Origin of the sequence: Rhodoferax sp. (assembly GCF_013297935.1) — a bacterium.
Classification (GTDB): domain Bacteria; phylum Pseudomonadota; class Gammaproteobacteria; order Burkholderiales; family Burkholderiaceae_C; genus Allorhodoferax.
The window spans coordinates 76,969-102,449 of sequence record NZ_JAAFIX010000001.1; the positions used below are offsets into that span (position 1 = coordinate 76,969).

Genomic DNA, 25,481 nt, shown 5'->3' on the forward strand with positions numbered 1-25,481 from the left:
CACAGCGCGTGCTTGCCCGCATGAAGCTGGTAGCAGGCCTGGGCTTGCGAGCCGGGTGCGACGCTGCCTCGCTGCGCAGCGCCTTGCTCGCTGCGTTGGATGCAGCGTCCACAGCGCACGGCCAGCAAATCACCCTCGCGCAAGTAAGCGCGCTGGCCACCGCCGCCGACAAGTCCCACCACCCCGCCCTGCTGCAACTCGCCGCCGAGCTGGGCATTTCCATCCACCCCGTTCCCCTGCCCGCGCTGGCCGAGCAGCCCGCCACACCCAGCACCCATGTGCCCGAGCGCTACGGCGCCCACAGCGTGGCCGAAGCCGCAGCGCTGGCAGCCGCAGGCCCTAGCGCCACGCTGCTTGGCAACCGCAGCATCAGCCCCGACCGCATGGCCACTTGTGCTTTGGCTTTCACAGAAAATACTTCCCTATGACTGTTCACTTCATTGGCGCCGGCCCCGGCGCACCCGACCTGTTGACCCTGCGCGGGCGCGACCTCATTGCCGCCAGCCCTGTCTGCCTGTATGCCGGCTCGCTGGTGCCCGAGGGCGTGTTGGCCCACTGCCCGGCCAGTGCCCGCATCGTCAACACCGCGCCCCTGTCGCTGGAGCAAATTTTGGAAGAAATTAGCACCGCCCACGCCGCCGGGCACGACGTAGCACGCCTGCATTCGGGCGACTTGTCGGTGTGGTCGGCCATGGGCGAGCAGCTGCGCGGCTTGCGCGCACTAGGCATCCCCTACACCGTGACGCCGGGCGTGCCCTCGTTTGCCGCAGCCGCAGCCACCCTAGAGGCCGAGCTGACGCTGCCGGGCTTGAGCCAATCGGTGGTGCTCACCCGCACCTCGGGCCGCGCATCGGCCATGCCCGACACCGAGTCGCTGGCCAACTTTGCAGCCACGCAGGCGGTGCTGGCCATTCACCTGTCTATTCATGTGCTGCCGCGCGTGGTGGCCGAGCTGTCGCCCCACTACGGCGCAGACTGCCCGGTGGCCGTGGTCTGGCGCGCCAGTTGGCCGGACGAACGCGTGGTGCGCGCCACGCTCGCCACCATCGAGGCGGCTATTGGCGATGGCATGGAGCGCACCGCGCTCATCCTGGTGGGCCACACGCTGGGGCACAACTTGGGTGAAGGCGACTTTGCCCACAGCCGCCTTTACGCTGGCGACTACGACCGCCGCTACCGCCCGCTGGGCACCGCGCCGCGCTTTCCGGCGGGCACCGAATGACTGCCGCAGTGAGTGCTGTTGCCAAGGTCGATGGACCAGTAGCGCTGTGCCTGGTCGGCATAGGCACCGGCAACCCCGACCATGTGACCCGCCAGGGCGTGAAAGCGTTGAATGCGGCCGACCTGATTTTGGTGCCGCACAAAGGCGAAGGCAAAGCCGACCTGGCCGAGCTGCGGCTCGCGCTGTGCCAAGAGCTGGTGACCAACCCCGCCACACAAGTGGTGCCGTTCGACATGCCGGTGCGCGACGCGCGAGACCCCGACTACCCTGGCGCGGTGAACCGCTGGCACGACGCCATTGCCGAGGTGTGGCTGGCAAAAATTCGCGCCCATTTGCCTGAAGGCGGGCGCGTGGCTCTGTTGGTGTGGGGCGACCCGTCTTTGTATGACAGCACCCTGCGCATTGCAGACCGGCTGGCGCTGCACCTGCCGCTGGCGGTGTCGGTGGTGCCCGGCATCACCGCGCTGCAAGCGCTGACCGCCGCCCACGCCATTGCGCTCAACGACATCAACGCCCCGGTCACCATCACCACCGGCCGCCAACTGCGCGACCACGGCTGGCCCGAAAGCGCCGACACCGTGGCTGTGATGCTGGACGGCCACTGCGCCTTCCAACACCTGCCGCCCGAGGGCATCACCATCTGGTGGGGCGCCTACCTCGGCATGCCCCAACAAATCTGCATCGCCGGGCCGCTGGCCGAAGTGAGCGAGCGGATTCAGGCAGAGCGCCAAGCCGCGCGCGCCGCGCATGGGTGGGTGATGGATATTTATTTGATGAGGCGGGTGGTCGACTAAATTGCGCGATTAGAAGAGTAAGGCCTAAGTCCGCCCCGACCAAGTAGCAATCATCCACATTAAGATTTAATAGCAGAGGCAGACCACGCCCATGGGGATATCCAAAGCTAAGTCTAGCGGAGCAATGGATGCAAACGGTTTGCGACTTTTTATAAATTTTTAAACCAAATAATATTACATCGCCTACAAAAAGCTAGCTGCAAGTCAACTACATGGGAATTAAGTGAAAATTATAAAGAGTACATACCAGCTTGTTGAGAATTTTTTATTTTATGTAATAAATTACACATTTTAGAAACCTAATTGACTATCAAGAATAAAGATATAAAGATCTTGTGGGGACGATCTGGTAATCGTTGCGCGATCTGCAAGACTCAACTCACTCAAGACGCAGACGCAGTATCGTCAGCATTTACTCTCGGTGAGCAAGCCCACATTATTGGAGAAAAGGACGACGCACCTCGCGGCAAAAGCCCACTCTCTCCCGAAGAGAGAGACAGTTACCACAACCTCATTCTTCTCTGCCCCAATCATCACACGGAGATTGACAAGAACCAGACAGATTGGCCTGTTGAGCGGCTGCACTTAGCAAAGTCTGCACACGAATTGTGGGTCACTGAAACTCTTAGTGAAACAATTGTTCATGTAAAGCTTGCACATCAGGCGGCCTTAAGTTCCATTATTGACTCAGCAGTTACGTATTGTGATTTAGAGAAGTGGCACGGCTGGACGAGCTTTGCTCTATCACCGAATCAGCGATGGCCCAAAGAACGGCCAGATGCGATTTGGGAGTTTCGACAAAAAGTCATTGCGGCCATCTGGCCCCCAGGTTTTGAGGAACTAAAGCAGGCAACCGTCTCGTTCTCAATCCTTATACATCTGGCGGCCCAGGAGTTCATGAAGCATAGTGAGCAGTCTGGCAACGTTTATGTGGCCGATAAGTTCTACAAACGTCTTGCATTCAACCCAAACTACGATAACCAGCTTTTGGAATTCGAGGCGTGGCAAGCTCGCTGCTACAAACTTCTCAAAGACGCTACAAAGGCCGCAAACTGGTTCGCTGATGTTGTTCGGAGGGATATCAACCCTATGTTCTTTGCCACCCGGGGCAAGTTCCTAATTATGGAAGGCCCATTCATGGACATGTCTTTCAGAACGAGTCTTTTAGAATTCACCGAGGAAGAGAAGATCGCACTTCCAGCGACACTCTAGGCTCAGACCACACGTTAGGCTTTTCATATTTATACCGCTTAGATAAAAACCATGAACAGAACCACCGACTCCCTGTATGACATTTGCGAGCATGCAATAGATTGTTTGTGCACAACCTATCAAACAGACAGGCCTAACTTATGGAAAACGTTCCAATCAAAACTTACCGATGAAGCTACTGATGGATGGCCAACATCATTTACAGATTTAGCCGTATATATTTTTTATGCCGTCACGCATCAGCTAGCGCCGTCTTTTACAGTTTATTCCGCACTCAAGGGAAACCCAAAATATTTCGATGATGTGAAAATGCATTTACGGGTTCTCTTTAACGAGCCTGAAAATAATAGGAAATTTTTCTTAAAGGAGTATCTTGTCGATTTTTTTGCGGCATCGAATGGATATAAGTTAGCTCCTATTGCAACAATGGAGAGTGAATCTAAGCTCATGACCAATTGCAAGCGCGGCAGCGCTGATGAGAAAGGATGGGAATTTGATCCTTTTCACGATTTCGACAAGTTACTGATTGTTTCTTCACCACGTCGGGTGTACTTCGGGCATGTCAGCAGTGAGTGTTTAGCAGAATATTGCAAAGAGCTGTCCAATCGGCTGGATGAAGCCTATAGGAGTCAAACAGTTCTTCGTGGAGACGAGGTGGTCGTAATCCTTCTCGTCTCTTTGAAAGAGTCAGTTGAAATTCAATTGATGGAGTTTGAATCACACAGGCGCATGACTCAATTGGCACCAACCTATCCTTGAATGCCCTTACGAGCTTCAAAAAAATGCAGCGATGACAAAATCTTAAGGTGATCCGGGTAGCCAAACGGCTGGCGTTGTTCGGCACCCTCCGCAGCTAAACGGATCTAATAGCCGGTGACACTCGACGTAACAGTTTGGGCTCTATCGCGTTAGGGTTCAGTTTTGAGTGAGATACCGATTAACACCCAAGTACAAGCACCGCCATGCGGCTTACTGCCCTGCAGGAGTATGACGACCAGATCGCAATTTATTAATAACCCAAAATGGTACTAAGCCCATACTAAATCTACTCAAGCCGCTACCAAATCCATAGCACCCTACAGGTTAACCCCCGCCCGCACCAACGCCGACCTCAGCTCCCGCGTAGCCACTTTGGTCACATCCATCCCCTGCACCGCTAGCGCAAACGGCGAGCCGGGCTTGATGTGGGTGGGCAACAGTTTTTTGGTGGGGGTGGTTTTTGGGTGCTTGCCATCTGCACAGCACATGCGAATGGCGAACCCATGTTGATCGAGCACGCCTTTGGCGCAGAGCTCGGCCAACTGGGCGAAGGACACGAAGGTGGAGCGTTTCACGTCTTTGCCGCTTGGCTCGCGCACGGTGCGGACGATCTCAAACTTGCCGAGCGAATCGCGCTGGGTGTTGGTAAACGGGTGCAGCACCACGTTCACGCTCAGCCCGCCCTTGGGCGGCGCAATGGTGTGCTCTACGGCGATGTCTGTTAATAGCATGTTGTTTTCCTCATGATGGTGGCCACATTCGTGCGGTGTGCACCACAGCCAAGATCCACACGGTGTCTGCCTGAACCTCAAACACCAGTCTGTAACTCTCGTGGGGAATCAGCTCACGCGTGCCTGCAATTTGGCCGACCTTTCCCAAATACGGGTGATCAGCCAAGCGTGCAGCCGCAGCGGCAAAGCACTCGTCCATTTGAATCGCTGCAAGCGGGTTGTCCGCAGCGATGTAGTCCATGATGTCTGCACGATCCTGCTCGGCTGCTGTGGCCCACGCAATTTTCATGCGTCAGTTTTCCCAGCCTTGGCAAGGAGTTGCTCGCGCCGCAGCGCGAAACGGGCATTTACCTCGGTGTCGCTGGCGTATTCGCCTGCTTGGATTTGGTCTCGCGCATGGGTGACCTTGCCCCGCAAAAACTCTTGGTACTCGCGTGCCGCACGCTGGCGCTGCACAAATTCGCGCATTAATTCGCGCAGTATCTGCGAGGCCGGGCGGTGGGCAGCCTCGGCTTCAACCATGAAATCGGCACGCAGCTCGGGTTCCAATTTCATGGTGAAAACGGCTTCTTTGGACATGGGGCAAGCTCCGACAGAAAATGTACCGCCAAAGTATATACCTTGGTAGTACAAACTCAGGAGCCCCGCCGGTACTCCGCACCCCAGCGCGCAGCCCAGTCTGCACAGCGCCCGACCCGGACCTTGGCGTCGTCAAAGTCCACCACCACTAGCTTGTCAGCCCCTTGCGGAACTTGGGGCTGCTCGACAGTGCGGCCATCGGTCAGCAGCCACAGCACGGCATTCGCGGTGCTGGCGCTGGTGCTGCGCACGCGGCGGTGCTGGGCCATGAGGTTCTCAGCAGCCGCCATGGCCTGCGCCAAAGGGGTGCCGCCACCGCCGCCGCGCTGTTGCACGCGCACGGCGGCGGCGCGGCGTGCGGGGCCGGGGGGCACCAACACTTCTACGCACTGCCCGCCAAAACACAGCAGCGCCACGTGTTCACCCGCGCGGGCGGCTTGCTCCAGCACTTGGGCGGCATAGCCTTTGGCCCGGGCCAGGCGGTTGCCTTGGCGCATGGAGCCTGACGTATCCAGCAGCAGCAAATGCAAGGTGCTTGGCTTGGCTTGGGGCTCGCGCCAGCGCAGGTGCTGTGCGGCCAAGGCGTGGTGGCCTTTGGCCTGCAGAGTGGGCAGCCAGGCGATGGCGCCGCGTCGTGTGGCGGGGCCCGATGGCGCGCGCACAGCTGCCGCTGGTGCGTGGGCACCAGTGGGTAAAGCTGCTGTGCGCCACCGCCCGCCGCGCGCCGCACTTTGGGGCGCGGGGCCGGGGTGGCTCAGGCTTTTTTTGGCGGGAGCACTCCAGCAGCCGCAGGCCGCACGGTGCCCACGGGCACAGGGGGCATGGCGCCCCAATCGCCATCGGCACTACCGGCACTGTCCGACTGCGGCTGAGGGCTGCTGGCGCCTTGGCCCTGCGTGGGGGCTTGGGGCTTTTGTGCAGTGGGTGGCGCAACTTGCGGCGCTGGCTGTTGCGCCCCCACCTGCCGGCGGTGGTGCAAGGCCAGCTCGGCCACGGCGTCCACATCGGCCACCGTCACTGCATCGCGCCCGTCCAGCGCGGCGGATGCGCGGGCGGCGCGCAGCATGACCAAATCAGCCCGCACACCGTCTACCCCTGCGGCCAGAGCCAGCGCTCCAGCGTGGGCCAACGCGTCGTCGGGCCACTGCACGCGGGGCAACAGGGCTTGGGCGTCCAGCACGCTGGCGGCCAGGTTTTGCAGGGCGTCAGCATGGCTGGCAGCCACGGCGGCGGGGTCAGCATCAAACAGCAAGCGGCTGCGCACGATGTGCTGGCGCTCTGCCGCGTCGGTGGGGTTGTGCAGCCACACCGAGAGGCCAAAGCGGTCCAGCAGCTGGGGGCGCAGCTCGCCCTCTTCCGGGTTCATGGTGCCCACCAGCACAAAGCGCGCGGCGTGGCGCTGCGAGATGCCGTCGCGCTCCACGGTGTTGACGCCGCTGGCGGCTACGTCCAGCAGCGCATCCACCAGCGCGTCAGGCAACAAGTTCACCTCGTCCACATACAGCACGCCGCCATGCGCCCGCGCCACCAAGCCGGGCGAGAGGCGCACTGCGCCGCTTTGCAAGGCGTCTTCAATACTGAGCGTGCCCACCAGCTGCTCCAGGCTGGCAGCCAGCGGCAGGGTCACAAACGGGGCCTGCGGCAGCAAGGCGGCCAAAGCGCGCGCAGCGGTGGACTTGGCCGTGCCACGCGGCCCGCCAATCAGCACCCCGCCGATGCCGGGGTCTACCGCCACCAGCAGCAGCGCGCGCTGCAAGGCGTGCTGGCCCACCAGCGCGGTAAACGGGAAAGCCACTGGCTCTGGCGCGCTGGCGGATGCCGGGGCGGCAGTCAGCGCCTGGCCGGGCCGCTTGTCAGGGTGAACTTCAGGACGAATCTCAGGATTTAAGGGCATGGTCAGGAGGCTTCTAGTTGGTTGTCGAGCGCCAGCAGTTGGTCTTGGATGCGTTCGCGGTGGTCGCCGGGCTCGGCCCACAGGCCGCGCTGCATGGCCTCTAACAGGCGCTCGCCGATGCTGCGTAGCGCGCCGGGGTTGTGTTGTTGCAAAAAGGCGCGGGTGTTGTCGTCGTGCACATAGGCGTCGGCCACCAGCGCGTACTGGTGGTCGGCCACCACGCCGGTGGTGGCGTCAAAGGCAAACAAAAAGTCGACGGTGGCGGCCATTTCAAACGCGCCTTTGTAGCCGTGGCGCTTGATGCCGTCTATCCACTTGGGGTTGACGGCACGTGAGCGCACCACGCGGGCCACCTCTTCGCCTAAAGAGCGGATTTGCGGTGCGCCCGGCACGCTGAAGTCGCCGTGGTAGAGCGCAGCCGTCTTGCCGCTCAGGTGCTCCACCGCGGCGGCCATGCCGCCCATGAACTGGTAGTAGTCGCCGGAGTCCAGGATGTCGTGCTCGCGGTTGTCCTGGTTGTGCAGCACCGCATCCAGCCCGGCCATGCGCTGGGCAAAGGCCTCGGGGGCGGCTGCGCCGTCGGTGTCTTGCCCATAGGCAAATGCACCTGCGCGCAAATAGGCTTCTGCCAGCTCGGAGCGCTCGGTCCAGTTGCCGCTGGCAATCGACGCCTGCAAGCCCGAGCCATAGCCACCGGGCCGGGGACCGAACACGCGCCAAGTGGAAGCACGCTCGGCGTCCGCATCGCTGTGCCCGGCAGCTTGGGCCTGCACGGCCTCAGCCTGCACCCGCACGCGGATGGGGTTGACATCGTCGGCCTCGTCCTCGGGCGAGATGGCAGCCACGGCGCGCACTGCGGTGTCAAACAAATCAATCACATTGGGAAACGCATCGCGAAAGAAGCCGGAAACCCGCAAGGTCACGTCCACCCGCGGGCGGCCCAGCACGGTCATGGGCATGACTTCAATGTCGGTGACACGGTTGCTGCCCGCCGCCCACTTGGGCCGCACGCCCAAGAGCGAGAAGGCTTGGGCCACGTCTTCACCGCCCGTGCGCATGGTGCTGGTGCCCCACACCGACAGGCCCATGGCCGTGGGGTAGGCACCGTAGTCTTGCAAGTGACGCTCGACCACGCGGTCGGCCCCCTTAGTGCCCATAGCGTAGGCGGTTTGGGTGGGGATGGCGCGGGTGTCCACCGAGTAAAAGTTGCGCCCGGTGGGCAGCACATCGGGGCGCCCACGCGAGGGGGCGCCGCTGGGGCCGGGAGGCACAAAGCGACCGTCGAGCCCGCGCAGCAGCTGGGTAATTTCGTTGGGGCCACAGGCATCGAGGCGCGGGGCCAGCACCGTTTGCAGGCGCTGCATCACCTGGCAAGTGTGGGGCCAGGCGTCGGGCGCATCTGCGGGGCCGCCGGGCAGCACACTGCCCTGCTCTGCCATGTCTTGCACCACGCGGGTGGCCAGCAGCTCCACGCGCTCGCGGGTGTGACCGGCGTGGCGCCACGGGTCGTCGCTCAAGGCTTGCAACACGGCGGGGCGTGGGCCGGTCCACGGTGCAGCCCAGTCGGGGCTCAGAGCGTCAAAGTCGGTCAGCCCCAGGTCTTGCGCCAGCGCCACTGTCAGGCTGGCTTGCGCAGCACCCGAGCCGCCGGGGTAGCGGGCCAGCGCCACCAGCATGTCTACCCGCTGGCGGCCGGTGGGCGACTGGCCGAAGGTGTGCAGGCCATCGCGGATTTGCGACTCTTTGATCTCACACAGGTAGGCATCCAAGCGGCGCAACAAGGCGTCGCGCTCGGCATCGTCGGCAGGCTTGGTAAAGCCCAGCTCGGTGTGCAAGCCATCGGCCAGCACCTGCTCCAAAATGCCGGCGCGCAGCAGCTTGGCGCGGCGCGGGTCGAGCGACAAGGCTTCGTAATACTCGTCCATGCGGCCTTCAAGCTGCTGCAGGGGCCCATAGGTTTCGGCCCGCGTCATGGCGGGCATGAGGTGATCGATGATGACAGCCTGCGTGCGGCGCTTGGCCTGCGCGCCCTCGCCGGGGTCGTTCACGATAAAGGGGTACAGGTGGGGCAGCGGGCCCAAAATCGCATCGGGCCAGCAGGCCGCACCCAGCGCCACACTCTTGCCGGGCAGCCACTCCAGGTTGCCGTGCTTGCCCACGTGCACCACGGCATCCACCGCGTAGGCACGGCGAAGCCAGAAGTAAAAGGCCAGGTAGTTGTGCGTGGGCACCAAATCGGCGTCGTGGTAGGTGGCCACCAGGTCCAGGTCGCGCCCACGGGCGGGCTGGTTGCCCACAAACACATTGCCGTAGCGCTGGCCCGAAATCATGAAGCGGCCAGAGCGCACCAGCGGGTCTTGCTCAGGCAGGCCCCACAACGTGTTGATGGCGGCTTGGCTCTCGGCGGGCAGCGCCTGAAAGGCTTGCAAATAGTCCGCCATCGCCAAGCTCTGGCCCACGGGGCGGGCGTCGTTGGCGTCCAGGTTGTTGGTGATGCCGCGGGTCAGGTCGGCCATAAGGGCGTCGCTATTCGCCGGCACATCGCCCGTGGCATAGCCTGCGGCTTGCAAGGCTTGGAGGATGACCACGGTGGAGGCCGGTGTGTCCAGCCCCACGCCGTTGGCCAGGCGCGAGTCGTCATTCGGGTAGTTGGCCAGCACCAGGCCGATGCGCTTTTCACTATTATTTTTATAGCGCAGTGCGCACCAGTGACGGGCGAGAGCAGCCACATAGGCCATGCGCTCCAGCTCGGGCTGGTAGCGCACCACATCAATCTCGGCGCGCTCGCAGCGCCAGGCCAAGCCCTTGAAGCTGATGGGCCGGGTGCCAATGCGCCCGTCCACCTCGGGCAACACGATTTGCATGGCCAGGTCGCGCGGCGTGAGGCCATGCGGGTCGGCCTGCCACTGCTCTTGCGAGCAGCCTGCCGCAATCACTTGCAGCACCGGCGCGTCCCCCGCCAGCAGCACGGGCTGCACTTCGGCGCCGCTGTCATTGCCGTCAATGGAGCCCACCGCGAAGCTGGTGGCATTGAGCACCACATCCACCCGATGCTCTGCCGCCGTGGATTGCAACAGCGCCATGCTCTCGGGGTTTTTGAGCGAGTCCAGCGCCAGGGCCAGGGTGTTGAGGCCCTGCTCTGCCAGCGCGGCCAACATGGCGTCAAACGCGGCGGTGTTGCCGGCTTGCAAGTGGGCTTTGTAAAACACCAGCAGCGCGACCGGCGCGCCATCGCGCCAAGGGGCCAGGGCTTGTGCGGGCTCGTAGCGCACTGCGCCGGGCAGCACCTGCGCAGGCGCAGGCCGCTCGCCGCGCCCGAAAGCGGCGTGGGCGATCAGCTGGTAAAAGTTCTCCGCATTGGCGCGCCCGCCTTCGCGCAGGCAGCGCCAGAGGTGGGTGCAATCGTCTTTGGCGGCGGTGCTGCGCAGCAAGAGCTGCGCGTCTTCCACACACTCGCCCGACACCATGACCACCCACTGGCCGCGCGCGGCGGCCGACTCACACACTTGGTCCACGATGTAGGCCCAGTCGCTGGGGGCGCCCAGGTGTTCGATGACGATGGCCTTGGCGTGGCGCAGCACATCGTCCATATACAAGTCGGTAGACGCGGGCTGGCGCAGCCACATCAGGTTGGCCAGGCGCACACTCGGAAAATCAGCCGGCAGGTTGCTGGCCACCTCGGCCAGGAGCGACAAGGTGGTGTCGGCGACGGTGAGCACCACAATGTCGCCCGGCGTTTGCTCCACGCGCACGATGCCATTGCCATCGTCTTCGACATGGCCGCCGGGGCGGGTGGAGAGTAGGTGCATAGGTTTTTAATTCACTGAAGGGAGACTTGTGTGGCGTGCGAAAGAGGATGGAGTGGGTGCCTCCGCGAATGTCCCCCGCCCTGCGGGCTCCTCCTTAATTTCGCTGCGACACCCACCCCACCCTCTTCCGCCAGATAAAGATTCGCGCACCCATGTTTGAAGCCCATGCCCGCTGCCAGCGCAGGTCGGCGGGGTGCTCTGCGCAGCGGCATCAAGGGGGAGCCCGCAGGGCGGAGGACAGCCGCGGAGCAGAGTACCCCGTCGGCCTGCGCCTGCAAACATAGCGAAACAGAGGCTCCCATACACATCAGGCCAATGCAGCCTGCACTTCAGCCTGCAACACCGCTGCATCAAGGTGATCGCCAATGAACACCAAGCGGGTAGCCCGGGTTTCCTCAGCACGCCAAGCACGGTCAAAGTAGCTGTCAAAGCGCTGGCCTACGCCCTGCACCACCAGGCGCATGGCCGCACCGGGCAAGGACACAAACCCTTTCACGCGGTAAATCTCGTGGCGCTGCACCAGGGCAATCAGCGCGGGAATGAGCTTGGCGCGGTCGGTCACTTGCAGCGTGAGGGACACGGAGTCGAACGCGTCGTGGTCGTGGTCTTCTTCCTCGTCGTGGTGGGTTTTGCGGGAGTCGATCACGTCTTCCACCGCACGCTCCAGGCCCAGCAGCACATCCAGTGGCACATCACCATGGGAGGCGCGCACCAGCTTCACACCCGCAGGGGCCTCGGCGCGGATGGCGGCTTCTACCGCTTCGAGCGCGGCGGCGTCCATGCCGTCTACCTTGTGCACGATGACCAGGTCGGCCGTGGCCAGCTGGTCTTCAAACAGCTCGTGCAGCGGGGAGTCGTGGTCGAGGTTGTCGTCGGCACGGCGCTGGGCGTCTACCGCCACCGGGTCGTCGGCAAAGTCACCGGCGGCAACTGCGGGGGCATCTACCACGGTGATGACCGAGTCCACGGTGAAGGTGTTGCGCAGCGCGGGCCACTGGAAGGCCTGAACCAGCGGCTTGGGCAGGGCCAGGCCGGAGGTTTCAATGACCAAATAGTCGATCTGGTCGCGGCGGGCCGCGAGCTGCTCCATCACCGGGGCAAATTCTTCTTGCACGGTGCAGCACAGGCAGCCGTTGGCCAGCTCGAACAGCTGGCCGTTTTCTTCACCGTTTTCGTCACAGCCGATGCCGCAGCCGCGCAGCAGCTCGCCATCAATGCCCAGCTCGCCAAACTCGTTGACGATGACGGCAATGCGGCGGCCTTGCGCGTTGGTGAGCAGCTTGCGCAGAAGCGTGGTTTTGCCGCTGCCCAGAAAGCCGGTGACGATGGTGGCGGGGATTTTTTTGGTTTGCATGGAATCAAGCTTTCAAACAATAAGAGGTACAGCAGATAACGAAGTGGTGTGCTCAGGCTGCGTCGGGCTGGTTGAGCAAGGTGTACATCACAAACAGCGCACCCACGCTGGCGGTGATGATGCCCACGGGCAGCTCCTGGGGCGCAAGCACGGTGCGGCACATCACATCGCTCAAGAGCAAGAGCAAGGCGCCCATGAGCACGGCCAACACCAACATGCCACGGTGCAAAGCCCCTGCGGCTGCACGCGCCAGGTGCGGCACCATGAGGCCCACAAAACCGATGACGCCCGACACCGCCACAAAACAGGCAGTGGCAAAGGCACACACCACAAAGGCCTGGATGCGCAAGCGCTGCGGGTCAATGCCCAGGCTGTGGGCGGTGTTCTCGCCGCCCAGCATGGCGTCTAGCGCGCTGTGCTTGCGCCAGCAAAAGACCGCCAAGGCCAGCAGCCCGGCCAAGGGCACAAACAGATTGTCCCAGCGCGCGGAGCCCAGGCCCCCCATGGTCCAGAACAGCACCGACTGCGCGGCGCGCTGGTCGCCCAGAAAGGTGAAGTAATAGGTGAGCGCAGTAAACAAAAACGAGACCGACAGGCCCGCCAGAATCATGCGCTCGGGGGTGTGGCTGCGGTAGCGCCGTAGCAGCAACAACACCACGCCCACAGACGCCATGCCCCCTACAAAAGCGGCCAAGGGCAGCGTCCACAGGCCCAGCACTTCGCCTGTGAGGGTGATGACCGCCACTGCACCCGCTGCCGAGCCCGAGGACAAACCAAACAGGTAGGGGTCTGACAAGTCGTTGCGCGTAGCGGTTTGCAACAAGGCGCCGACCACGGCCAAGCCCCCACCGACCACAATGGCCAGCACCATGCGCGGCAGGCGCAGGTCGACCACGATGCGGTCGACCATGGTGTAGTGGCTGTCAGCCGCGCCAGAGAGCAGCAAGCCCATGCTGCGGGCCACCTCGGCCAAGGTCACCGGTGTGGACCCGGACACCACGGACACCATGCCCACCACCGCCAGCATGGCCAGCAGCAAGGCCACGTGCAGTGACACGGCCCCCTGTGTGCGCCAGCGGTGCAAAGCGGTAGACATGGCGGAAGTGGCGATCAACGTGCAGCGGCCTTGGCCATTTTCTCGATCGCGCCTATGTTGGCGGGGCCGGGGGTGAGCTCTTCATAACGCAGGGCCACAAAGCGCTTGTTTTTGACGGCATCGGTGTGCTGCATGAGCGGATGCTTTTGCAAGAACTGGAGTAACTTGTCGGCACCGCCATCGTTTTGGTAGTCCAGTAGCACCAGGAACTCGGGGTTGCGCGCGGCCACGGCTTCCCAAGCCACGGTGCCCCAGCTGGTTTCTACGTCGTCCATGATGTTGCGGCCGCCCACGGCTTCCATCATGGCGGTGGGAATGGCGTATTTGCCTGCCGTAAAGGGCTTGTCTTCGCCTGAGTCAAACAAAAACATGCGCGTGGCTTCTTTGCCGCTGGCTTTGGGCAGGCGGGCCAAACGTTGCTTCCACTCCGCAACCTGGGCCTTGGCGGCAGCCTCTTTGCCAAAAATGGTGCCTAGCTTGATGAAGTCGGTGTAGAGCAAGTCCATGCTCGCTCGGGGGCGGTTTTTGTCCACATGGATGCAGCTTTCGCTCAACACCAGGGTGGGGATTTTGTACTTCTGCAAGGTGGCGGGGGTGACATCGCCACCCACCTTCATGCCGTAGTTCCAGCCCGCAAAAAAGAAGTCGGGGTTGGCGGCCAGGATGTTTTCCATCGTGGGCTGCTTGGGCGCTATTTCTTTGATGTTGCCCAAAGCCAGCTTGAACTCGGGGCTCATCTTGTACCAACCGGTGATACCGCTCACGCCCACCATACTTTTTTGCAGGCCCAGCGCCAAGGCCATGTCGGTCATGTTGATGTCGTGCACCAAGGCGGCCTTGGGTGGGGCGGCAAACGTGAGCTTTTCGCCGCAGCTGTCTACCGTCACCGGAAAGGTTTGTGCAAACGCGCTGCTGGCGCAAAGCGCTAACGCGCCGACTACAACACGGTGCAGGGTTTGCAGTTTTACAGAGGTACAAAAGGGCATAAGGTAATTTTTCGTCTCAAGGTTTAAAAAAATGTGGATCAAGGGGCTCGGGCATCACGCCAGCGTCTCAGCCGCTGGCTCGCGCTCGGTGGCGCGTTGCGCACTGTCAGCGGCCTTGGCCGTTTGGGGTGACTCAAACACGGCAATGTCTTGCTCACGGTGGGGCAAGGGCAGATAAAACACATCCATTCCAAAGTGGCCGAGCACCAGCTCTTGCGTCAAAACCCGGCTCGGCTCACCGTGGGCCACCACCCGCCCCTCGCCCAGCACCACCACGCGGTGGGCGAAGCGTTGCACCAGGCTCAGCTCATGGAGCGCGGCAATGACCGTCACACCAAGCTCGGTGAGCAGGTCCAGCATGTCGGCACGGGTGCGCAGGTCCAGGTGGTTGGTGGGTTCATCCAGCAAAAGAATGCGTGGCTCCTGCGCCAAAGCCCGTGCAATGGCGGCACGCTGTTGCTCGCCGCCTGAGAGCGTGCGCATGGGCCGATCCTGCAGCTGCTGCAGGCGACAGCGCTGCAAGGCACGGCTGACCACCGCGGCGCTCTCCTCGTGGCTGACTTGCGCATGGGGCGTGCGCCCCAACGCTACATAGTCGCGGACCCGCAGTTGACCGTGCACCTGCTCTTGCTGGTGAACGACTGCGATCTGTTGCGCGCGTTGGGTGCCGGTGAGGCGGGCAAGGTCCACGCCCGCAATCTGGACCCGTCCTTGGCTAGGCACCAAGCGGCCCGCCATGAGCTGCAGCAGGGTCGTTTTGCCCGAACCGTTGGGCCCCACCAGCGCCACGTGCGCACCAAACGGCACACTCACACTCACGCTGTCGACCACCCGCTTGCCTTGGCGCAGCAGCGATGCGTTGTCAAGCCGCAACTCCGGGTGGGCAGGCAGTGTGACAGGGAGGGATGCAGCAAACATGGCCAAGCCGAGCAATCAGTCTTCAATGCCGCGCTGGGCGGGCACACCGGCTTTGAAGTGGTGCTTGATGAGCGTCATCTCGGTCACGGTGTCGGCCAGCTCGATCAGCTCGGCCGGGGCGTTGCGGCCGGTGAGCACCACATGCACATGCGGCGGGCGGTTACGCAGGCAGTCCAGGATGCTCTCCAGCGGAATCCAGCCGTAGCGCAGGGGGTACATGATTTCGTCCAGCACCACCATGAAGTGCTCGCCCGCCATGACCGTGGCTTTGGCCTGCTCCCAGCCGGCTTGGGCCAGCTCGGCGGAGTGGTCCAGGTCTTTGCTCTTCCAGGTGAAGCCGTCGCCCAAGCCGGTGATGGGAATGCCTAGCTGCTCAAACAGGCGGTGCTCGCCGAAGCGCGCAGTGGGCACTTTCATGAACTGGTAGACCTTGACCGTCTTGCCCCGGCCATGGGCACGCAGGGCCAGGCCGAAGGCGGCCGTGCTTTTGCCTTTGCCGGTGCCGGTGTGCACCAATATCAAACCCCGCCGCTCGCCTTGCGGGCGGGGCGTGTCTCGGTCAACGGGGGGAGCGATCAAATCCACAACAACAGTCCTTCAGTTCAAGAAACGCTCAAGCAGCGGTGTACACGCGCTGGTTCACCAGCGGGCTGCCTTGCAGGCGGCGCAGGGCCTTAGCAGCGGCCAACACACCGAGGTCGACCACGGGCTCTACCAACACAACCGTCATGTAGGCCGCGCCGAAGGTGGCGATCTGGCTCATGTTTTCCATGCCCACGCCACGGCCGTAAATCGCCCAGAAAGCTACCCACGCCACGATGCCGCCTTGGTAGGCCGCCGACAGCTTGAAGGCCTGGCCGTAAGTCAGGTCCACATACGCCACGTTCTCCGGCACGATGCGGCGCGCCAAGGCGGCAGTCGCAAACAAAGGCACCAGCAAAGTGGTGACGTTCATGCCGTACTGGGGCAAATCCTGCTGCGCGAAAAACACGCTCTGGATCAGCAAGCCGCCCATGAGGCCGATGGCGGCCGGTGCCACGCCGAAGATCAGCATCAAAGTAGTGCCCAGAATCAGGTGCACCTCGGACACGCCCACGGGGTGGTGCGGCATGAGTTCGAAGAAGCAGAACACCAGGCCGATGCACAGAAAAGCGCGCGCAATCAGGGCTAAAGGGCCGTCTTTCTTGACCGCGTCGACCGCCAGCTTGGTGGCGTACAGAGCGGCCGTGGTGGCGGTGGCGTAGCTCAAGAAGATTTTGGTGGTGTCTACAAGTCCGGGTTCGATGTGCATGAGGGTGCTCCTTGGTAAAAATGGTTGATTGAGATTAAACGGGGAAAACGGGTGAAGACAGAAATAGCGTCATGGGGCCTTTAGCGTGAGCGGGAGGCCAGCGGCCATGAGGGTGACGCGCTCACAGGTGGCGGCCACTTGCTGGTTGAGCCGGCCCAACGCGTCGACAAAAGCGCGCACCTCGCGCCCCATGGGAATCACGCCTAGCCCGATCTCGTTTCCGACCAGTACCACCGGGCCAGGCGCCCGGGAAATTGCTATCAAAAACGAAGCGGTCAGCGCAGTATCTATATGGGCGGGAGGGCTACTTGGCTCAAAATCTGCGGGCATGAGCTGGTTGGTGAGCCACAGGGTCAGGCAGTCCACCACCACCAGCGTGGTGGGCGTGCTGTGCCGCGCAAGGGCTTCGTCCAATGCCAAGGGCTCTTCTACGGTGGTCATGCCGGGCACGCGCTCGGCACGCTCTTGCTGGTGGCGGGCAATGCGCAGGCGCATTTCATCGTCCCAGGGTTGGGCGGTGGCGATCATCACCGCGCGGTGCTCGGGCGACTGCTGCACCCACTGGCGCGCCAGCAGCTCGGCACGGCGCGATTTACCGCTCTTTTGGCCACCCAAAATAAGCTCGCTGCGGGCGATGGTGAACTCGGTCATGCGGGCGCTCCTCGGGCGGGCAAAGTCTTGTCCATCCACTCCATGAAGATGCGGTGCATCTGCTGCACGCCGTCCGTCAGGGCTGCGGGGCCGGGTTGCAAAATGTCCGCCGACTTGATTTCAAACAACTGGCCCTCCCGCACCGCGGGCACATCGGCCCAGCCTTCGCGGGCGGCCACCTTTTCAGGGCGGAACTTCTTGCCGCACCAGGAACCGAGCACGATGTCGGGCGCACGCTGCACGATGCTGGCGCCGTTTGCGATGATGCGCTGCTTGCCCATGGGCTCTTGCGCAAGTTCGGGAAAGCAATCGTCGCCGCCCGCAATCGTCATCAGTTCTGACACCCAGCGAATGCAGCTGATGTGGGGCTCATCCCATTCTTCAAAAAACACCCGGGGCCTGCGCGCACCGGCCTCCAAGCGCTCAGCAACCGTCGCTTGCATGGCGCGCAGGCTCGCTTGCATCTCGCCGATGCGCCGCGCGCCCTGCTCTGCCTCGCCCACCATGGCGGCCACTTGGTAGAGCATGGAAAAAATATCCGCCACGCTGCGCTGGTTGAAGATGGTGACCTGCACCCCGCGTTTGACCAGATCGGCCGCAATGTCGGCCTGCAAATCCGAGAAACCGAACACGCAGTCAGGCTGCAGCGCCATGATCTTGTCGGTTTTGGCACTCAGGAAGGCGCTCACCCGGGGTTTCTCGTCCCGCGCCCGGCGGGGCCGCACGGTGTAGCCCGAGATGCCGACGATGCGGTGCTCTTGGCCCAACAGGTACAGCCACTCGGTAGTCTCTTCGGTCAGGCAGACGATGCGCTGCGGGCCGGGGCTGAAGTGCAGCAGGTCTTGCGTCATGCGGCCTCCTTTTGCACGGGGCTAAAGAGTTCCACCACCGCCTCGGGGCAGGACGGGAACCACGCATGAAAGTAACTGGCTCGCACGGCGCCACGCTGCCACACTGCCTCGCCCGCATCGGGCATGGGGTCGTGGTCGGGGCGTGCTGTGCGGGCCACAGGCACCAGCGGGCTGGCGCTGGTGGAGTAGTGAAAGGTGTGGCCGCGCAGGGTGCCGGACGGCAATTGGAGCTGCTGGGGGCCCAAGGCGGACAAGCGCTGGTGCATGGTGACTTCGCCGGGCAGCAGGCCCCACAGTGTGTGCCGCAAGCCATCAGTGGTGGTGATTGAATCAAACAGCACCATCATGCCGCCGCACTCTGCCCAGACCGGCTTGCCAGCCTGCACATGATGGGCAAGGCTGTCGCGCAAAGAGGTGTTGGCCGCGAGCGTGCTGGCGTGCAGCTCGGGGTAGCCACCGGGAATCCACAGGGCGTCGCAGGCGGGCAATGCTGTGTCTGTGAGCGGCGAGAAAAACACCATCTCGGCGCCCAGTGCTTGCAGGCAGTCGAGGTTGGCGGTGTAGATAAAGCAAAAGGCCGTGTCTCTTGCGACGGCGATGGTTTTGCCCTTCAGGGTTGGTCCTTGGGTCGCTGGGTTCGTCGCGGAGAGGGTGGGTGGGCGAAGCGGCTGAGCGCCCTGCTCCGTGTCCCCCGCCCGCTGCGCGGGCTCCTCCTTGACCTGCGCAGGGCGCTCAGCCGCTTCGCCTTGGGGGGCTCGCTCTGTCGCTTGACCTGTTTCTGGCGCTTCGAAATTTACGGACCATTGATGCAGGTCTTGCAGGCTCATTTGGCCCAGCGGTGTGTTTGCTAGCGCATCGGCGGCGGCATCGAGGCGGGCTTGGGCGTCGGCGACTTCGCTGGCCACGGTGAGGCCCAGATGACGCTCGGGCAGGGTCATGGCGGCGTTGCGCATCACAGCGCCCAGCCACGGGCTGTCGTCGCGCAAGCTGCGTTGCAGCATGGCGGCGTGGCGCTCGGTGGCAACGCGGTTGGCCAAGGCACCGGCCCAGCGCAGGCCGGGACGGAAGGTTTGCAGACCGTAGGCCAGCGCGCCAAAGGTGCCGGCCATAGAGCCGGAGTCCAACACGGCCATCACAGGCAGGTCAAAACGCTGGGCCAAATCGGCGGCGCTGGGTTCGCCGTCAAACAGGCCCATGACGCCTTCCACCAAAATTAAGTCTGCTTCTTGCGAAGCCTGCCCCAGGCGCTGGCGGCAATCGGCCTCACCAGTCATCCACAAATCAAGCTGGTAGACCGGTGCGCCACTGGCGAGCTGGTGCCAGTAGGGGTCCAGAAAATCCGGCCCGCACTTGAAAACGCGGACCTTTCGCCCCTGGCGCGCATGCAGGCGAGCCAACGCGGAGGTGACCGTTGTTTTCCCCTGTCCGGAAGACGGGGCGGATATTAAGAGTGCCGGGCAGGAACGTGACATTGCGGGCGCAAATGCATGCCTTGTGTTGCATCACTCTCCCCGGCTTCCCCGCCAGGGCATGAGCGTTACGGAAAAGCGCTCAGCGCACTCCTCCACCTTGTTGGCCGGTATCCGGGCTGGTGGAGGCAACCCTCATCGTCTTCCCAAGCGCGTGTTCAAAGCGTTCAGTGACTGTGATGAGAGCAGTGTCAATGCGACACGTCCACTTACCGTTGCGGGGGCAGCGCAGGTTAAAGTTTGCCGCACACGGCACTCCTCCTGCTTCCCGTTGAACTGCGGCATGCGAACCACACCGCGAGCACCAACATGGATCATTTTACGCAGCTATTGCTTGCGCGGCCCCTACAATGAAAGTCTTATGTCGAATCAGACCCACATCGACCAAATCGCCGAGCGCGTGGAGCGGCTGCTCCTTCGCTACGAAGAATTGCAGCGCACCAACACCTTGCTCACCAGCCAAGTGGAAACACTCACCCAAGAGCGTGATGCATTGAAGTCCCGCCTGAGTGCCGCCCGTGCCCGCGTAGACGCGCTGCTGGAACGCATCCCTGACAACCTGGCGACCCACAAAGACCCGACATGAAACAGCTGGAAGTTCAAATCATGGGGCAAAGCTACTTGCTGGGTTGCCCCGACGGTGGTGATGCGCGTTTGCTGGAAGCCGTGGAGCGGGTAGACACCGCCATGTGCAAAATCCGCGATGCCGGCAAGGTGCGTGCCCGCGACCGCATTGCCGTGCTGGCAGCGCTGAACCTGGCGTTCGACCTCTCTGACAAGGCGGCGGTACCTGCCGCAGTTCCTGTCCAGCCCGAGGTCCACGCCTCGCCTATCGAAGGCGACGGTGCTTTGCTTTTGACCTCACTGCTGGAGCGTCTGGACGCCGCGTTAGGCGACGACGGCCGGCTGCTCTAGGCAGCGCAAAAATCAGCCGGATTCTCACCCGGGTTCAGGGTTGACCCTTACAATGAAGGCGTCTGCGAACCCGCCGGGCTTTATATTTCCTTGAACCAATGCTCATTGAGCCAGGGCTTGGAATATCGCTCTGCTAGCGTGATCATCTCGCGTCAGATGAACCCAAAGTGGCAGCTGACCTCGCCCACCTGAACCCCGGTTCAGGATGCGGGTCCGGTGGATCTTCGCAGACACCCTTTTTGGGCTATTGCAGCTCTACGCTGTCAAACAGCAATCGCAGCATCCCCGCCACGGGGTTGACCGATCAGTCCCGTAGCAAGACGGGCAAAGGCATCTGCGGCAAGTCCCGGAGCACACAAAAATCCCTGGAAAGAAGTGCAGTGCGCTCCGGTCAAAAAGTCGCGCTGAGCGGTAGTTTCCACCCCTTCAGCCACAACGGTAAGGCGCAAGGCCTTGGCCATGGCGATGGTGGCGCTGACGATGGCTCGGTCGCTCTCATCTTCGGGTAGCCCGGTAATAAAAGTCCGGTCGATTTTGAGCTTGGAGATGGGGAATTTTTTGAGGTAAGCCAGGCTGGAGTAGCCGGTACCAAAGTCATCAATCGCCAGAGTGACCCCCAGGCGGTGGAGTGCGTGCAGGCGGGACAAGGCTTCGTTGGCATCCCGCACCAAGATGGACTCCGTCAACTCCAATTCCAGCAGGGCCGGCGGTAAACCGGCTTGGGCAATGCACTGCGCCACGCGGTCCACAAAATCGGATTGCTGAAATTGCAGGGGCGAAACGTTGACTGATATGCACACGGGCATGCCCTGGGAAGCCCAGAGCGCAGCTTGCTGAACGGCGGCCTGCATCACCCATTGCCCGAGCGGCACAATGAAGCCGCTCTCTTCCGCCAGAGGAATGAACTCCGCCGGAGAGACCACACCCAGCTCCGGGTCCGTCCATCGCAGCAAGGCCTCCGCACCGAGGAGTCGGCCATCGGTCAGTGAGATTTGGGGCTGATAGTGCAGATGAAAGCGCTGCTGCTCCATGGCTTTGCGCATGGCATGGTCCAGCCGCATGCGGCTGAGCAGGTCGACATTCATTTGCGGCTGGTAGAAGCGCAGATCGCCCCGCCCGCGCTCTTTGGCACGGTACATGGCCGTGTCTGCGCATTGGATCAGTGCGTCCAGCGTTTCACCATCGGCCGGGTACAGGGAAATGCCGATACTGCACCCCAGAGTAAAGGGCATGCCATCGAGCGAATAGGGTTGGCGCAAGGCTTCGAGGATTCGCCTGGCTGCCATTTCAGCCCCCGCTCCATCGGCATCATGGAGATAGGCCACAAACTCATCGCCCCCCATGCGGCACAGGGTGTCCACGTCGCGCAGAGCGAGCTGGATGCGCTCCGACACCTCCAGCAACACGCGGTCACCGAAGGCATGGCCCAGTGTGTCGTTGATGTTTTTAAATCGATCCAGGTCAAGAAACAGGATCGCGAATTGCCCACCGTTGCGCCCCGCCACCCGCAGGGCATGCTCGACGCGCTGGGCCAATAAACTGCGGTTGGCCAGTCCGGTCAGTGCATCCCGGTAGGCCAGGCGCTCAATGTGCTGACGAGCCTCGTGGCGCTCGGAAATATCCTTGCAATGCACCACGGTGTTGCAGACAGCGCCCGCGGGGTCCCGCAATAAGAACCACAACACCTCTACCGGAACTGCGGCAGCGCCGCCCCTTCGCCAGACCTCGCCGGACCAGCGCCCCTCCGCGAGCAAAGACATCTCAATGTCGGCGAACAAGTGCGGTCGTTGCGGATCAAAAAACACTGCCTCTGCTGACTGCGCCGACAAACCCTCCGGGGTCCAGAGCATCATGTTCAAGCAGCAGGGGTTGGCTTGCACGATGCGGTATTGCGCATCGGTGATGAAGATGGCATCGGGGCTGGAGGCAAACACCTTCGCCGCCAAGCGCAGCGCTTGGTCTGTGAGACGCTGCGCCGTCACATCGCGGTACGCATGAACCCATCCGATCTTCTGGTGCCGGCTCACCTGCGGGACCACGGTGCGCTCTAGCACCCGACCGCTGCGGAGTTGCAGGAGTTCATGGGGCAGATTGTCATCGGGCCTGGACTGCCGGGAATCGAGCAGCGCGGCAGTCATGCGGGCTGGCACGTCCGAGACGTCTCCACGGGTGATGGCTTCTACATCCAGACTCCACATATCTGCGAGACTGCGATTGAGGTGTCGCACCCCGCCCTCCAGGTCTACCACCAATATGCCATCGGTACTGGACTCTAGCGTGGCACGCATTTCCGCTAACTGCGTTTCCACCGCCTGCTCTTGGGCCTGCAAAGGCCGCAGGTCGCGCAATGCCACCACATACACCGGCAGCGGGCCCGGCAACCAGGCTCTGCTGACTTTTCGCTCTACCGGAATAGCTTGACCATCGACACCACGCAGGAGAGTGTGAGATTGAATATTCACGGCCAGACCGGCCGCCACATCTTCCCAAAAAAACAGGTCTTCGGGCGCCGATGCCAGCTCAATCGCCGGCAGGCCTGTCAAGGTGTCGGCGCTGAGACCCACCAGATCGCAAGCGGCCTGATTCACCGCCAAAATCCGCAAAGTGCGGGAGTCCACCAGCCAGACAGGTTCCAGCAGGCTTTCCAGCAGTTCGCCCGGACCCGCCGCGGTCATGAGGCTGTGCCGGGCTGCTCCGGTTCAATTGCCTGCTCAAAGAAGTAGGCAATTCGCTGGCGGGGGGCCAGGTAATCCAGGGCTGCCGCAGGCAGGTTCGCGGGCTTGAGGCTGCGGCGGATTCCGAGGTGAGGCGCTTTTTCCAGATCAAGAATCAAGGCTTCCTGCTTAGGAACGCCGGGCTCATGCAACACGATGCGCGGCTTGAGGGGACGCGCTGAATTGACAGAGACCACGATGCCGTACCGGTCATCAATCAACTGCACGACCGAGCCCGGTGGGTAGACCCCCATCATCCGGATGAAAGCGCTCAAGGACGCGGCATCAAAGCGCGCTTTGAACTGCGCAAAAATCAGGGACAAGGCCTCGTGGGGCGTTAGCGCAGAGCCGGGGCGACTGGGGTTGCACAAATTGTCGTAGCGGTTCACCAGCGCAAGAATGCGGCCACAGGTTCCCATGGCGTCCCCACGCAGTCGCGAAGGAAAGCCGCTACCGTCCACCATTTCGTGGTGCTGCAGCATGGCGAGCAACACGGGCGCACGCAACTCCATGGCTTTACCGACGGTCAGCCCTTGGGTCACATGCTCCTGGTACAGGCGGTACTCGACACTGGAGAAATTGTCTTCCAGCCAGCGCACACGATCGGGCAGCTTGACTTTACCGATGTCATGCAAAAAGGCCGCCATGCCCAGATCGACCAACTCCGCACGGTTGAGGCCCATGGCCTTACCGAGCAACAGCGAAATCACGGTCACGTTGACCGGGTGCATGGACGACTTGTCCCCTGCAGCTTCAGAGAGCAGGCGAATCGCGGCCTCGCCTTTGTCCAGCAACTCCGAGACATAGGTATTGACCATCGTGAGACAGGGCTCGACCGCTTGCTTAGGGTCGGACTGAACGGCGTCTAGCGTTTTGCGATACAGGCGCACCGATTCTGCAAAGCGCCGCTCGCAGGCCAACAAACTGCGCTCCTGGGCGGTGAGCATGGCTGCGCGGAGCTTGCGCTGTTCCGCCTCACGGGCTGCATTGTCTGCTCGGGTTTGCGCCTCGATCGCTGCTGCATCCAAGGCGGCTGGTTCCGCCAAGGGGGATGAGTTATCCGGCAGAGCGTCGCTTTTGTGCGGAACCCAGCGGACTTGGGATTTGCCCAGGCCCTGTATCACCTCAATTTGCTTTTGAGAGCTGATTTTGAAGCTGCTAGTCGGGAACGGATGGGCCATCCACCCTACGTCTAATTCAACGTAGTGGCCCAGGCGCAGGAGCGCAACATCGATCCAGACTGACTCTTCTGATTTCATAAGATCCAAAACATCCGCCACAGGCTGCAATGCGGCAGGTCGATACACACGCGGATGAGGATAACCCAGCCGAATGCTGCTCCCTGCAAGATCAGATCACTTTCAACAATTTCTCAACATTCGCAGTCGTAAAAAAGCCCGCACAAGGCGGGCTCTCTGGAAAAAGCCTAAGCCTTAACCCATGTGCAAACCACCGTTGACCGAGAAATCGGCACCGGTTGCGTAGCCACCTTCTTCAGACGCCAACCAGGCGATGATGGAGGCGATTTCCGATGGCTCACCCAAACGCTTCACGGGCACGGTGGCCACGATCTTGGCCAACACATCTTCGCGAATGGCTTTGACCATGTCGGTACCGATATAACCGGGGCTTACCGTGTTGACGGTCACGCCTTTGGTCGCCATTTCCTGAGCCAAAGCCATGGAGAAACCGTGCATGCCGGCTTTGGCAGCAGAGTAGTTTGTCTGGCCGGCCTGGCCTTTTTCGCCGTTCACGCTGGAAATATTGATGATGCGGCCCCAGCCTTTTTCCACCATGTCGGGCACCACTTGCTTGGTGACGTTGAACATGGAGTCCAGGTTGGTGCTCATGACCGCGCTCCAGTCTTCGCGGCTCATCTTCAGGAACATGCGATCGCGGGTAATGCCGGCGTTGTTGACCAGCACATCGATGCTGCCGTGCTCAGCCTTTGTCTTGGTGAAGGCCTCAACCGTGGAGTCCCAATCACCCACGTTGCCCACCGAGGCGTAAAAGGTGTAGCCCAGCTCTTTTTGCTCCGCCAGCCACTTCACATGGTCACGGGTGGGGCCGCAGCCTGCAATCACCTTGAAACCGTCTTTGTGCAAACGCTGGCAAATGGCGGTTCCGATGCCACCCATACCACCGGTCACATAGGCTATTTTTTGACTCATTTTGCTTCCTCTTTTTGATTAATATGCTACAAAAACAATAGCTGCTAGCGCTTATTCAATATGGG

25 protein-coding genes and 1 riboswitch are annotated in these 25,481 nt (G+C 62.0%); of the genes, 7 read left to right on the plus strand and 18 right to left on the minus strand.

Features of this window, described 5'->3' with window-relative positions; all coding sequences use genetic code 11:
* The first annotated feature begins 20 nt into the window (after positions 1-20).
* The 5 genes from QZW03_RS00380 (at position 21) to QZW03_RS00400 (ending at position 3,987) form a co-directional block, all read left to right on the plus strand.
* Entirely contained in the window at positions 21-428 is a 408-nt protein-coding gene (locus QZW03_RS00380) for a cobalamin biosynthesis protein (RefSeq protein WP_296507296.1), read from the plus strand.
* Positions 425-1,222 carry a precorrin-4 C(11)-methyltransferase gene (gene cobM / locus QZW03_RS00385; protein ID WP_296507297.1) on the plus strand — a complete coding sequence of 266 codons (798 nt, stop codon included), beginning with the start codon at positions 425-427 and terminating at the stop codon, positions 1,220-1,222. Before QZW03_RS00380 ends, cobM begins: the two co-directional genes overlap by 4 nt.
* Entirely contained in the window at positions 1,219-2,016 is a 798-nt protein-coding gene (cobF, locus tag QZW03_RS00390) for a precorrin-6A synthase (deacetylating) (RefSeq protein WP_296507299.1), read from the plus strand. Before cobM ends, cobF begins: the two co-directional genes overlap by 4 nt.
* 303 nt (positions 2,017-2,319) lie before the next feature.
* A complete protein-coding gene (locus QZW03_RS00395) occupies positions 2,320-3,228 on the plus strand; it encodes an HNH endonuclease signature motif containing protein (protein ID WP_296507301.1) in 909 nt (302 codons plus the stop codon).
* 51 nt (positions 3,229-3,279) lie between these two features.
* Positions 3,280-3,987: a hypothetical protein gene (locus QZW03_RS00400; RefSeq protein WP_296507304.1), complete on the plus strand. Its 708-nt coding sequence runs from the start codon at positions 3,280-3,282 to the stop codon at positions 3,985-3,987.
* A 317-nt stretch (positions 3,988-4,304) separates the two neighbouring features.
* Here QZW03_RS00400 and QZW03_RS00405 read toward each other — a convergent pair whose 3' ends face one another.
* The 15 genes from QZW03_RS00405 to QZW03_RS00475 form a co-directional block, all read right to left on the minus strand.
* Positions 4,305-4,718, minus strand: a complete 414-nt coding sequence (locus QZW03_RS00405) for a hypothetical protein (RefSeq protein ID WP_296507306.1) — start codon at positions 4,716-4,718, stop codon at positions 4,305-4,307.
* A 10-nt stretch (positions 4,719-4,728) separates the two neighbouring features.
* A complete protein-coding gene (locus QZW03_RS00410; protein ID WP_296507308.1) occupies positions 4,729-5,007 on the minus strand; it encodes a type II toxin-antitoxin system RelE/ParE family toxin in 279 nt (92 codons plus the stop codon).
* Positions 5,004-5,297: an antitoxin of toxin-antitoxin stability system gene (locus QZW03_RS00415; RefSeq protein ID WP_296507310.1), complete on the minus strand. Its 294-nt coding sequence runs from the start codon at positions 5,295-5,297 to the stop codon at positions 5,004-5,006. Before QZW03_RS00415 ends, QZW03_RS00410 begins: the two co-directional genes overlap by 4 nt.
* A gap of 56 nt (positions 5,298-5,353) precedes the next feature.
* Complete coding sequence (locus QZW03_RS00420) at positions 5,354-5,959, minus strand: VWA domain-containing protein (protein WP_296507312.1); 606 nt, start codon at positions 5,957-5,959, stop codon at positions 5,354-5,356.
* A gap of 92 nt (positions 5,960-6,051) precedes the next feature.
* On the minus strand, positions 6,052-7,191 hold the full coding sequence (locus tag QZW03_RS00425) for an AAA family ATPase (RefSeq protein WP_296507314.1): 1,140 nt from the start codon (positions 7,189-7,191) through the stop codon (positions 6,052-6,054).
* Positions 7,192-7,193: 2 nt separating this feature from the next.
* Positions 7,194-11,000, minus strand: a complete 3,807-nt coding sequence (gene cobN, locus QZW03_RS00430) for a cobaltochelatase subunit CobN (RefSeq protein WP_296507316.1) — start codon at positions 10,998-11,000, stop codon at positions 7,194-7,196.
* 307 nt (positions 11,001-11,307) lie between these two features.
* A complete protein-coding gene (cobW, locus tag QZW03_RS00435; RefSeq protein ID WP_296507318.1) occupies positions 11,308-12,354 on the minus strand; it encodes a cobalamin biosynthesis protein CobW in 1,047 nt (348 codons plus the stop codon).
* Positions 12,355-12,406: 52 nt separating this feature from the next.
* Positions 12,407-13,450, minus strand: coding sequence for an iron ABC transporter permease (locus QZW03_RS00440; protein ID WP_296507320.1), 1,044 nt, complete (start codon positions 13,448-13,450; stop codon positions 12,407-12,409).
* A gap of 14 nt (positions 13,451-13,464) precedes the next feature.
* Positions 13,465-14,436, minus strand: coding sequence for an ABC transporter substrate-binding protein (locus QZW03_RS00445; protein WP_296507322.1), 972 nt, complete (start codon positions 14,434-14,436; stop codon positions 13,465-13,467).
* Positions 14,437-14,490: 54 nt separating this feature from the next.
* Positions 14,491-15,354, minus strand: a complete 864-nt coding sequence (locus QZW03_RS00450; protein WP_296507324.1) for an ABC transporter ATP-binding protein — start codon at positions 15,352-15,354, stop codon at positions 14,491-14,493.
* 15 nt (positions 15,355-15,369) lie between these two features.
* Complete coding sequence (gene cobO, locus QZW03_RS00455) at positions 15,370-15,939, minus strand: cob(I)yrinic acid a,c-diamide adenosyltransferase (RefSeq protein WP_296507326.1); 570 nt, start codon at positions 15,937-15,939, stop codon at positions 15,370-15,372.
* A 28-nt stretch (positions 15,940-15,967) separates the two neighbouring features.
* Positions 15,968-16,645, minus strand: a complete 678-nt coding sequence (locus QZW03_RS00460; protein WP_296507328.1) for an energy-coupling factor ABC transporter permease — start codon at positions 16,643-16,645, stop codon at positions 15,968-15,970.
* A gap of 69 nt (positions 16,646-16,714) precedes the next feature.
* The gene (locus QZW03_RS00465) at positions 16,715-17,296 is read right to left on the minus strand and encodes a bifunctional adenosylcobinamide kinase/adenosylcobinamide-phosphate guanylyltransferase (protein WP_296507330.1); all 582 of its coding nucleotides are present in this window, start codon (positions 17,294-17,296) and stop codon (positions 16,715-16,717) included.
* Positions 17,293-18,147, minus strand: a complete 855-nt coding sequence (locus QZW03_RS00470; RefSeq protein WP_296507331.1) for an ABC transporter substrate-binding protein — start codon at positions 18,145-18,147, stop codon at positions 17,293-17,295. The genes QZW03_RS00465 and QZW03_RS00470 overlap by 4 nt, the downstream gene beginning before the upstream one ends.
* Positions 18,144-19,619 (minus strand): cobyrinate a,c-diamide synthase, encoded by a 1,476-nt coding sequence (locus QZW03_RS00475; protein WP_296507334.1) that lies wholly within the window; start codon positions 19,617-19,619, stop codon positions 18,144-18,146. The genes QZW03_RS00470 and QZW03_RS00475 overlap by 4 nt, the downstream gene beginning before the upstream one ends.
* 84 nt (positions 19,620-19,703) lie before the next feature.
* Positions 19,704-19,940: riboswitch (cobalamin riboswitch) on the minus strand.
* Between the two features lie 37 nt (positions 19,941-19,977).
* Between QZW03_RS00475 and zapB the strand changes: the two genes are divergently transcribed.
* The gene (gene zapB / locus QZW03_RS00480; RefSeq protein WP_296507336.1) at positions 19,978-20,202 is read left to right on the plus strand and encodes a cell division protein ZapB; all 225 of its coding nucleotides are present in this window, start codon (positions 19,978-19,980) and stop codon (positions 20,200-20,202) included.
* The gene (locus QZW03_RS00485; protein WP_296507338.1) at positions 20,199-20,531 is read left to right on the plus strand and encodes a cell division protein ZapA; all 333 of its coding nucleotides are present in this window, start codon (positions 20,199-20,201) and stop codon (positions 20,529-20,531) included. The genes zapB and QZW03_RS00485 overlap by 4 nt, the downstream gene beginning before the upstream one ends.
* A gap of 263 nt (positions 20,532-20,794) precedes the next feature.
* Here QZW03_RS00485 and QZW03_RS00490 read toward each other — a convergent pair whose 3' ends face one another.
* The 3 genes from QZW03_RS00490 to phbB form a co-directional block, all read right to left on the minus strand.
* Positions 20,795-23,206, minus strand: a complete 2,412-nt coding sequence (locus tag QZW03_RS00490) for a bifunctional diguanylate cyclase/phosphodiesterase (RefSeq protein WP_296507340.1) — start codon at positions 23,204-23,206, stop codon at positions 20,795-20,797.
* A complete protein-coding gene (locus QZW03_RS00495; protein WP_296507341.1) occupies positions 23,203-24,504 on the minus strand; it encodes an HD-GYP domain-containing protein in 1,302 nt (433 codons plus the stop codon). The genes QZW03_RS00490 and QZW03_RS00495 overlap by 4 nt, the downstream gene beginning before the upstream one ends.
* Positions 24,505-24,678: 174 nt before the next feature.
* Entirely contained in the window at positions 24,679-25,416 is a 738-nt protein-coding gene (gene phbB / locus QZW03_RS00500) for an acetoacetyl-CoA reductase (RefSeq protein ID WP_296507343.1), read from the minus strand.
* Between the last annotated feature and the right edge of the window lie 65 nt (positions 25,417-25,481).